The sequence below is a fragment of the Acidipropionibacterium timonense genome, assembly GCF_900605005.1.
Taxonomy (GTDB): domain Bacteria; phylum Actinomycetota; class Actinomycetes; order Propionibacteriales; family Propionibacteriaceae; genus Cutibacterium; species Cutibacterium timonense.
In genome coordinates, this window is the sequence record NZ_LR027566.1 from 1 (window position 1) to 2,212 (window position 2,212).

Consider the following 2,212-nt stretch of genomic DNA (forward strand, 5'->3'; position numbering starts at 1 on the left):
GACGGGACTTAAGACACTCCGATCCTCGCGCAGGGTCCTCCCCCCACGCACCCCGGCCCCACAGGCCAACTACAGCAGACTCTCACACAGTCAAGTCACAACTACACCCTGGATCCTGAAGAGCCGCTTCACCCCAGCGTGTTCAAGCACAGTTGAGTCCGGCATGGTGGTGTAGCGGTGGTGGCTGGCTCTGGATGACAAGGCGAACCTCACCACGTCACGAAGCCTTGCAAATCTGACCCTGGCGGTACACGACATTTCGGGTGACCACGGCACTTGAGTCTACGTACGCCATCACGTACGCTCGATGTATGACTGCGATCCCTGCCACCACCGCGCGCGCGAACCTCTATCGCCTGATCGACCAGGTCAACGAGGACTCCGAGCCGCTGACCATCACCGGTGTGCGGGGCAACGCCGTGCTCGTGGGGGAGGATGACTGGCGTGCGATCCAGGAGACGCTGTTTCTCGAGTCGATCCCGGGCCTGACTGCATCCATCCGGCGGGCCCGCGCTGAGGGCATCGAGGCTGCAACGGACGAGCTGCCGTGGTAGGTGGCCCCTGGCGGGTGGTCTACTCGCGGCAAGCCCTGAAGGATGCCAAGAAGCTGGCGGCGGCGGGACTGAAGCCCAAGGCGGCCGTCCTACTGGAACTCCTTGCGCAGGACCCGTTCGCCACTCCTCCCAGGTTCGAGAAACTCGTCGGTGATCTGTCCGGCTGCTACTCACGGCGCATCAACATCCAGCACCGGCTGGTCTACGAAGTTCTGGCCGAGGAGCGCGTCGTTCACGTGCTGAGGATGTACACGCACTACGAGTGAACGAGGAGTTCGGTACAGTCCAGCACTCATCGGCTGAGGCGAACGTCAGAAAGTCATGGACTCGGGTTGCTTCGGGCGGTCGCTCGACGCCCACGGACGCGGGGGCCAGCCCTGTCTGCGATGCGGGACGGCGATGGTGCGTGAGCAGCTCACGAACCGCAGTTCGTTCCGAGCCCGCGGTGCCAGCGGCGTCCGAGGCAGGCCACGGAAGCTCGGTCAGCCGACCAGCCGTGAATAGCGCTGGCGTGCTGCTTCGCCGGTAGTGCCCACGAAGGCTCCTATGGTGTTCCACGAGGTTCCGGCCGCCCGCGCGCCACGGATTGCGTCGACCAAGTGGTGCTCGGCAGCGCACTTCTCGGCAGCGGCTGCGCGCAGTTCGTTCACAGCAGACAGGTCGAGTTCATCGTCTGCAGAGGGTTCGTAACTCTCGAAGCGCTCCGCGAGTTCGTCGGCGTGCGCGAGGATCTCTTCGACGGTACGGGGCACGGGATCACCTCAGGAACTTCTCGCGGGCTCGCATCGCGTGGACGATGACGATGGCTGTGGAGCCCTGGATGTAGCCGACCTCGAGGATGATGGCCGCGTGGTTGGCGCCGATGAGCATCGTGAATCCGTTGCCGAGGTCCCAAGCGCGGATCGGGTTGCGGTATGCGTGCAGGATGTCCGATTCCGAGAGACCGTGCTTCAGCGCGGATTGGGCGATGATCGGCTCGTCCACGCCATCCAAGGTACCTTGTGATAATGGGCCAAGCAAGAGATGCCCGACCCGGGAAGAGCTGAGCGAGATCGCGTGGCCCGGTTCGGCGTGTCATCGAGAACCTCGGGAAATCCGGGGCGGCGGGTGGGGCCGCAACGCTTGGGGACATGAGGGCCTGCCCTGCCTGCGGCGCGGGACGGCGATGGTGAATGTGCACTTCGCGAACGGCAGCTCGTTCCGGGGTCTGAGTGTCAGCGGTTGCGGTGACTCCGGCGGATGTCGACTGGGCCGGTACCATGAGGACTTGAGAGAAGATGCGGCAACTCCGGAGACGCTCGCCTTGCGAGCGCTTCTCGATGCGCGCCGCAGCGGACTCGATGCATTGCTCGTCAAGTATGGGGCGACGAATCCCATGCCTTTTGGTTCCGTCGCTCGCGGCCACGCTCAGGCGAGCAGTGACATCGACATCGTGGTTGAGATGGATCCTGCTGACGGAAACGTCTTGATGCGCACGTCGGGGCTGTTGCAGGAGGCTCGAGACCTTTTCGGAACCGATGCCGTGGATATTTGGCTCTTCAGGATCCAGGGTGTAGTTGTGACTTGACTGTGTGAGAGTCTGCTGTAGTTGGCCTGTGGGGCCGGGGTGCGTGGGGGGAGGACCCTGCGCGAGGATCGGAGTGTCTTAAGTCCCGTCC

5 protein-coding genes are annotated in these 2,212 nt (G+C 63.7%); 3 read left to right on the plus strand and 2 right to left on the minus strand.

Features of this window, described 5'->3' with window-relative positions; translation table 11 throughout:
• Positions 1–311 precede the first annotated feature (311 nt).
• Both E0E30_RS13145 and E0E30_RS13150 read left to right on the plus strand, forming a co-directional pair.
• Positions 312–554 carry a type II toxin-antitoxin system Phd/YefM family antitoxin gene (locus tag E0E30_RS13145; RefSeq protein ID WP_130866934.1) on the plus strand — a complete coding sequence of 81 codons (243 nt, stop codon included), beginning with the start codon at positions 312–314 and terminating at the stop codon, positions 552–554.
• A gap of 14 nt (positions 555–568) precedes the next feature.
• A complete protein-coding gene (locus E0E30_RS13150) occupies positions 569–820 on the plus strand; it encodes a Txe/YoeB family addiction module toxin (RefSeq protein WP_210115904.1) in 252 nt (83 codons plus the stop codon).
• A 216-nt stretch (positions 821–1,036) separates the two neighbouring features.
• Here E0E30_RS13150 and E0E30_RS13160 read toward each other — a convergent pair whose 3' ends face one another.
• Together E0E30_RS13160 and E0E30_RS13165 are read right to left on the minus strand one after the other, a co-directional pair.
• On the minus strand, positions 1,037–1,306 hold the full coding sequence (locus tag E0E30_RS13160; protein ID WP_130866936.1) for a hypothetical protein: 270 nt from the start codon (positions 1,304–1,306) through the stop codon (positions 1,037–1,039).
• A 4-nt stretch (positions 1,307–1,310) separates the two neighbouring features.
• Positions 1,311–1,538, minus strand: a complete 228-nt coding sequence (locus E0E30_RS13165) for a hypothetical protein (RefSeq protein WP_130866937.1) — start codon at positions 1,536–1,538, stop codon at positions 1,311–1,313.
• A gap of 283 nt (positions 1,539–1,821) precedes the next feature.
• Between E0E30_RS13165 and E0E30_RS13170 the strand changes: the two genes are divergently transcribed.
• Positions 1,822–2,121, plus strand: coding sequence for a nucleotidyltransferase family protein (locus E0E30_RS13170; protein WP_130866938.1), 300 nt, complete (start codon positions 1,822–1,824; stop codon positions 2,119–2,121).
• Positions 2,122–2,212: the final 91 nt, after the last annotated feature.

Bases quoted from the DNA above. Each gene is read 5' to 3' on its own strand.
- E0E30_RS13145 (WP_130866934.1), top strand. From the start codon at position 312: ATGACTGCGATCCCTGCCACCACCGCGCGCGCGAACCTCTATCGCCTG.